Source organism: Macrococcus sp. DPC7161, from assembly GCF_004117835.1.
Taxonomy (GTDB): Bacteria; Bacillota; Bacilli; order Staphylococcales; family Staphylococcaceae; genus SDSC01.
In genome coordinates this window covers 1-8689 of sequence record NZ_SDSC01000016.1, presented here as the reverse complement: position 1 = coordinate 8689, position 8689 = coordinate 1, and the positions used below count along the sequence as shown (strand labels likewise).

Genomic DNA, 8689 nt, shown 5'->3' with positions numbered 1-8689 from the left:
ACCAAATGGTGAAGTAACAATTGAATTTGAAACACCAGAAGGTTACACACCAACAACACCAAATACAGGCGATGATACAAGTGACTCAGATGGCACGAAAGTAACAATCACTGTAGATGGTAAAGATAATCCAACAATCGATTCTGGATTTGTTAAAAATCCAACTAAATTAGAACTTGGAGATACAGTATGGTTCGATACTGATCACGATGGTATCCAAGATGCCGGTGAAAAAGGTATTGAAGGTGTTACAGTAGTATTAGTAAAAGCTGATGGTATTATGATTAAAACTACAACAGATGCGAATGGTCACTATATCTTTAAAGATTTAGAACCAGGTAAATATACTATTTACTTCGAAACGCCAGCTGGTATGATTCCAACAGATGTAAACGCTGGAGATGATACATTAGACTCAGATGGATCAGTAGTAACAATTGATTTGACTTCAAATGATTACACAATCGATTCAGGATTTTATACACCAGAAGGTGGTAGTGGCATACCAACGAACCCAGCAACACCGGTAGACCCAGGAACGCCAACGAACCCAGCAACACCAGTTGAGCCAGGCATACCAACGAACCCGGCGACACCGGAAGATCCAGGCACACCAACGAACCCAACGACACCGATAGAACCGGGTACCTCGAGTAACCCTGGTACGCCAGCGGAATCAGGTATGAAGTCATTACCAGATACAGGTGAACATAATATTTCAGGTGCTTTAGCGGCAATGTTTGCTGGTTTAGGTGGATTTTTGTTATTCAGAAAACGTAAACAAGAAAACGTTCAATCAGAAGAGAAATAAAATTGAGTTAAATTAAGAATATAAACAACAAAAGCTAAGAATGTTTATCAAAAACATTCTTAGCTTTTGTATTTTTATTGATGATGACGATTAATGTAATTTAAAATAATATATTAAAAGTATTGTAATAACGAAAAATATTTTTTTATTGCATGATAAAATATGCTGTTGAATAATTGAAAAACATTATAAATTGTATGCTTTTTATGATAAAATTGAATAAATGATATTACTAAATATATATAATATTTTTAGGTAGTTATCAACCGAAATAAGTAGGAGTATTGTAAAGTTTTTTGTAGAGGAATTTGCAATCTTTGAGGTGGGGTCATGGTAAAAAAAATTGATAATAAGCTATTAATTTTATATAAATACTTGCAGAATAATCTTTTTTCTAGAGATGAGGTTTCTAAAGTACTAGGAATAACTACTAGACAATTATCACGTTTGATGAAGCAATGGGAAAGTGATCAATTGCTAACCTATAGAGTTGGATTAGGAAGAGGTGTTTTATCAGAAGTAACGTTTAATCAAGATATAGAACAAATGTTTATTTCTTATCATATACAAAAAATAAATGAATTATCATTTGAAGAACTAGAGAATATCCTTCAACTTCCTCTATATCAATCCTCAAAAGTTCTACTACATTCAATTTATCATCAAAGATTGATTGAGGACAAAGAGAAAAATCAATCATCGCAACAGGAATGTACTTTTATAGATTATATATATCGTATACCAAAAGTATTAAACCCGTTAATTCATACAGATGTATCTCATGAAGTTTTAATTTTTAATTTAATGGATCGATTATTTGATATAGATGAGGAGATGAATTTTTCGAGCAGTCTCGTTAAACATGAAGAAATAATAGATAATGATTTAGTACTCTATTTATATCATGATGTGAAATTTTCTAATGGTAAGCACTTATTTGCATCCGATGTTGTTGAATGCATTACAGTATTAATGAATCATAAAAGTCATCGCGAAAAATATTTGGTGATAGAGTCTATTGAGACATTAGGATTGTTTAGTTTGAGAATAAAATATAATTGTTCTTTAGATTATTTAAAATTGATACTCTCTTCTGCGAGTGCAAGTATATATATACATGTTAATGAAAAATACTTTGGAACAGGTGTATATAAAATTTATCAAACAAGTAATACATATATCACTCTTATTAATCGAACAGATTCACATCATCCAACGCCTGATATTTCGAAAGTATATTTAATAAATAATTACAATCAATATATTGCTTCGTTTAGACATGAAAAAACATCAAATATTTCTAAAGGTTCATTAATTCAAACAGGATTTATGTGTTTTAATCCTAAGTACACTGTCCTTGATAGGGAGAAGAGGAAGACTTTAGCTGAACTCATAAATGATTACTATAATAATCAAAATAGTGATGAGATATTAGCATCATATTCAAATCAAATCTTCGAAGATGAAATCGTTATTGGAATATACGATAAAAATAATTTGAAGCTTAATAAATTGATTGGTTTATTGACTAAAGTCGGTTTTAATGTGAAATATAAATTATTAGCTTTTGAGGATTTATTAGATGGCACAGTTAATCGATTGAAGTGCGATTTATTCTTTTTAGGACATACATACTTGGACACACTTTTTTATTATTCATTGATGGATAATACGAATTTGGGAATGTTGTATTCAGATTTCATAGAACTGACAGGATTTATTGATCAAATTAAATCGACAAGTATAACAGAGTGGTACAAACAAGAAAATCATTTTAAAAGATTTATTGAGAGCAAGTACTGGATAAAACCTTTAATTTTATCCATGAGAAATTATGTGATTCCTACATATTTTAAAAATGTTACATTAAATAATAATGGATTGATTATTTATAAAAACATTATAAATTTAAATGTTTAAAATGTATTGAAAAAGGTGACATGGTTAACTTCTTTGTCGCTTTTTTTATTTTGAGTTTATTTATATCATTTAAAAGGAATTTTTTTAAAAGAAAGTAGTTGGATGGTATGAAAATCGACAAGCGTTTATTAAGTTTACAAAGTTATTTATATTCTAGGAACTTAGACATAGAAATACATGATTATATTGGAGTTTCTAAGAGACAGCTTTCTAGACTGTTGAATACATGGCAAGATAATGGATATATTGAATATTCAGGAGGCTCAGGAAGAGGTAGAAAATTAGAAATTACAATGAAGATAGATGCTGAGAAAGAATTGTTTTACTATGCCATTCAAAATGCTAAAAACATGGAATTACAAGAATTACAAGAATATATTAATTTGCCTTGGCATGAGGAATCGAGAGAATCGGTTATTCAAGCATTGATTGATGAGTTTTATGATAAAGAACATACACAAGGATTCTTACTGGACTATGTGTTTGATATTCCGGAAAGATTATATAAAAATATGTCACATGATACGGTAAGTAGTCAAATTTTTGAAAATATTGCAGAAACATTATATGTATACAATAAAGGTGAAGTAGAATACCAATTAGTAAAGTATGATGAATGGGTAGATAATGCTTTACATATTCATTTAACGAAAGATGCTTATTTTGACGATAATGTACAAATGACAAGTAAGGAAGTTGTATCTGTCATCAATGATGTATACAAAAGAAGAGAATTTCATCTTCATTTTCAAATGATAAGGGATATAGAAATTATTAATGATTTCCATTTTGTTATATATTGTACACATGCAGTTGAACATCTTAAATTTTTGTTGTCTGAACCATATGCTGCAATCTTAAGAGAAGAGGATGGTGTTGTTCATGGAACAGGTAAATATTGTGTGCATAAATATGATAAAAATGAGATTGTATTAAATGTAAATCCATATAATAAAAGGCAACCGCAGATTAAGAAAATATTTTTAGTAAAAAATCAATCAAAAATAAGAGATGTCTATAATGTACGTAATCGTTTGACATCAATTCGTTTCGCAAAGAGTAATGGATTATTAGTGTGTAATCCGAAAACATGTTTAACAAAAGAAGAACGATTAAGCTTTATCAATGCATTTGTACCTTATATGCAGAAATTACTTGAACAAGAGAACAGAGAGTTTGATTGGTTATATCAACCTTTTGGTGATCATCAAATAAAATTGACTAAACCAATAAAGTTTTTATCTAATAACTTTAATTATCCCGCCTTTCAAAAAATATTTGATAAAATGGAAAAGGAACTAGGGGTAAAGGTGGATCATAAGATGGTCGATCATGAGATATATTTAAAGACACCTTTAGAAGCATTAGATACAGATTTTTTATTTATGATGGAAACCTATATGCAGGAGAATCCCATAAAGTTTTATGATTTAATGCTAAATTGTAAATGCAAAGAATGGCTTCTTCAATATTCTGATTGTGAATCATTTATTCGATATTTTGATTTGAATGAAAAAGAAAAGATGAATATGATCGCAGATAATGTTTTATCCAAACTTGAAGAAGAAGGGTTATTTATCGAATTGTACCTTAAATATAGATATTTTTATTTTCCGTCTTATATACATTACATAGAAGTTAATCAATATGGGTTTATTAAATACCATAGTGCAATAATAGAATAATAATTTTTAAAACTCTTAAGTTAAATTACTTAAGAGTTTTTATTTTTTTTTATTATTTCAACAAAATTTAATATAAATCTTATGATTAAGCAAATATTGCAAAACTTAATCATTAAGTAAGGGATTATCGCTGATATTTATTTTAGTATAACTAAATAATTAAAAGGAGACGATTAAATACATATTGTCTATTTTCTACACTAAATTTAACCATTATAGTTAATTTGTAAAATCTATCGGTGTAAAATGTAAAATTTTATATTGTATATGGAGGGAAATATGAAGAATAACACGACAGGAAAACGTTATGATTTCATTGCAAACAAATTGAATAAGTATTCTATACGTAAATTTACAGTAGGGACTGCGTCCATTTTAATAGGGTCATTAATGTATCTTGGTCAAGATGCCCAAGCAGCGACAGAAGAATCGTCAACGACAGAAACGCCAGTAACAACAGAAACGCCAGTAACAACAGAAACACCAGTAACAACGGAAATGCCAGTAACAACGGAAACACCAGTAACAACGGAAACACCAGTAACAACGGAAACGCCAGTAACAACAGAAACACCAGTAACAACGGAAATGCCAGTAACAACGGAAACACCAGTAACAACGGAAACACCAGTAACAACGGAAACGCCAGTAACAACAGAAACGCCAGTAACAACAGAAACGCCAGTAACAACAGAAACGCCAGTAACAACGGAAACGCCAGTAACAACAGAAGCACCAACAACAGAAGCAGTAACTACTGAAGATGCAATGACAGAAGTATTAGTTTCTACTATAAATAATGCAACTACTACTATTGATAAAGAAGCTGCTATTGTGGATTACTATGCTCAAGGTACAGGTGTAACTTTAGAAGAAGCTCAATCTAAGGTTGAAGCTTTAGGTTTGGACTACTCTACTTTAACAACTGATGAAATTACAGCATTTTTATTACAAGCAATTGCTGATGAACAAAATAATAATGCAGTGGATGTAACTGCTGTTCCTATTGCTACAACTTCATTAACAAATGAAGAAAGTATCACATTGTATAATAATGATACACAAACTTCAATGCTTAGAACAATGATGCCTACTATTTCATTAATGTCTACTTCAACTGATTCGATTACTACTTTCGCTGCAATTGCAGGAACTAATGTTAATAACCTAGTTACTGCTACGACTACTTATGAAATCACAGGAGGAGGTAAAACCGCAAATGAAGTTTGGGTGACTAGTAGTGGAGCGTTGAAAGTTAATAATTCTTTCACAGTCGATAACGCTGTAAAAGAAGGCGATTATTTTACAATGAATTTTGGAACATATGTACATCCAGGTATAGTTGAAAAACCGTATACAGTTGCAAATATATATGATGGTAATGGTAGTACTATTGCTATAGGTACATATGATGAAGCAACAAATACCGCTACGTACACATTCACTAATTATGTTGATATAAAGGAAAATGTTACTGGAACATTTTCAGTTTTAACAAATCCTATTAGATCAGTTGTTACTACTGATAAGCAATCTGTTCCAGTAAATATTACTGTTGCAGGCGAAACCAAAGTACAAAATGTAGTATTTGACTACGGAAATGATGAAACGAAATCAATTAAGAACGGTGTTGACTATATAACTGCAAATACTGTTGTACAAACAACTTATATAAATCAACCGCACTATAATGATTATAATAAAGTTGTAAAAGTCGTTGGGACCGGATATAAAATTACATCAGCTTCACAAATTGAAGTTTATAAAGTTACTAATGATGCACAGTTTGTTGATAGTTTTTCTCCTAACTACTCAACTTTAACAAAAGTAAGTGTTCCAATAACTGTGAATCCAGATGGAACAGCTACGATAAATATAGGTAATACAGGTACTACAGGTTATATCATCAAAACTACATTCCAAGAGATTCCAAATTACATTGGACCATTATCAGTTAGAGCAGATTATACTTATTCAACTTCACTTTTAGGCTCAAAAACTACTATTACTGGAAATGCTACAGGTTTTGGGAGTCAAACTAGTGGTTCTACTGGAACTGGAACAACATATTCATTAGGGGATACTGTTTGGTTTGACTCTAACAAAGATGGAATTCAAAATGAAATTAATACTGGAGTAGCTGGAGTTACAGTAAATTTACTTGATGCAACAGGAATACGTGTTGCTACTACAACAACAGATGCTTTAGGAAAATATTTGTTTACAGGATTAGTAAATGGGACTTATCAAGTTGAATTTATTAATCCGAATCCAACTACATGGATTCCAACACAAGGCAATGCCACTACTACAACGGATTCAGCTGATTCAGATATTACAGAAACTTCAAATAGAGTTACAGTTGTAATTAATAATGCAAATAATATGACAATCGATGCTGGATATTCAATAATACCTGATTCAATCACAGACTCAGTAACAGACTCAGTGACAGATTCAGTAACGGATTCAGTAACGGATTCAGTAACAGACTCAGTGACAGATTCAGTGACAGATTCAGTAACGGATTCAGTAACGGATTCAGTAACAGACTCAGTAACAGATTCAGTGACAGATTCAGTGACGGATTCAGTGACAGATTCAGTAACGGATTCAGTGACAGATTCAGTAACGGATTCAGCGACAGATTCAGTGACAGATTCAGTGACAGACTCAGTAACGGATTCAGTAACAGATTCAGTAACAGATTCAGTGACGGATTCAGTGACAGATTCAGTAACGGATTCAGTAACGGATTCAGTGACAGATTCAGTGACAGATTCAGTGACAGATTCAGTGACAGATTCAGTGACAGATTCAGTAACGGATTCAGTGACAGATTCAGTGACAGATTCAGTGACAGACTCAGTAACGGATTCAGTAACAGATTCAGTAACAGATTCAGTGACGGATTCAGTGACAGATTCAGTAACGGATTCAGTAACGGATTCAGTGACAGATTCAGTGACAGATTCAGTGACAGATTCAGTGACAGATTCAGTAACAGACTCAGTAACAGACTCAGTGACAGATTCAGTGACGGATTCAGTAACAGACTCAGTGACAGATTCAGTGACAGATTCAGTAACGGATTCAGTGACAGATTCAGTAACGGATTCAGTGACAGATTCAGTAACGGATTCAGTAACAGATTCAGTGACAGATTCAGTAACGGATTCAGTGACAGATTCAGTAACGGATTCAGTGACAGATTCAGTAACGGATTCAGTGACAGATTCAGTAACGGATTCAGTGACAGATTCAGTAACGGATTCAGTGACAGATTCAGTAACAGATTCAGTGACAGACTCAGTAACAGACTCAGTAACGGATTCAGTAACGGATTCAGTAACGGATTCAGTGACAGATTCAGTGACAGACTCAGTAACAGACTCAGTAACGGATTCAGTGACAGATTCAATCACGGACTCAGTAACGGATTCAGTAACGGATTCAGTGACAGACTCAGTGACAGACTCAGTAACGGATTCAGTGACAGATTCAATCACGGACTCAGTAACGGATTCAGTAACGGATTCAGTAACGGATTCAGTAACGGATTCAGTGACAGATTCAGTGACAGACTCAGTAACAGATTCAGTGACAGATTCAATCACGGACTCAGTAACGGATTCAGTAACGGATTCAGTGACAGATTCAGTGACAGACTCAGTAACAGATTCAGTGACAGATTCAATCACGGACTCAGTAACGGATTCAGTAACGGATTCAGTAACGGATTCAGTGACAGATTCAGTGACAGATTCAGTAACAGATTCAGTAACGGACTCAGTATCAAATTCAAACTCAACTTCAGATTCTATGTCTGATTTATATGATATAGGTGACCATGTATGGTTCGATCAAGATAAAGATGGCATCCAAGATGCGGGAGAACCAGGCATTCCAGGTGTAACAGTAACATTAACAAAACCTGACGGTTCAACAGTAACGACAACGACAGATGCGAATGGTAACTATGTATTTACAGACTTACCAAACGGAGACTACATAGTGACATTCGGTACTCCAGAAGGATACAATGGACCAACAATTTCTAATGTAGGAAACGATAGATTAGATTCAGATGGTCAAGTTGTGAAAGTAACAATCAACAACGCTGATGATATGACAATTGACTCAGGATTCATCAAAGTATCAGTAGGAGATACAGTTTGGGAAGATATAGATGGAGACGGTCAACAAGATACAGATGAGCCAGGTATTCCAGGCGTAACAGTAACAATTACGTATCCAGATGGCACAACAGAAA

General features: G+C 32.9%; 4 protein-coding genes. All 4 read left to right on the top strand.

The window, feature by feature from the left end:
* Positions 1-811: SdrD B-like domain-containing protein (locus ER639_RS12535; RefSeq protein ID WP_129065963.1), on the top strand; the 811-nt coding region annotated here is incomplete at its 5' end.
* A gap of 330 nt (positions 812-1141) precedes the next feature.
* Entirely contained in the window at positions 1142-2731 is a 1590-nt protein-coding gene (locus ER639_RS11840; RefSeq protein WP_129065962.1) for a periplasmic substrate-binding domain-containing protein, read from the top strand.
* 107 nt (positions 2732-2838) lie between these two features.
* Entirely contained in the window at positions 2839-4416 is a 1578-nt protein-coding gene (locus ER639_RS11835) for a periplasmic substrate-binding domain-containing protein (protein ID WP_129065961.1), read from the top strand.
* A gap of 279 nt (positions 4417-4695) precedes the next feature.
* Positions 4696-8689, top strand: a 3994-nt coding sequence (locus tag ER639_RS11830) for an SdrD B-like domain-containing protein (RefSeq protein ID WP_164993447.1), incomplete at its 3' end; no start/stop codon positions are given.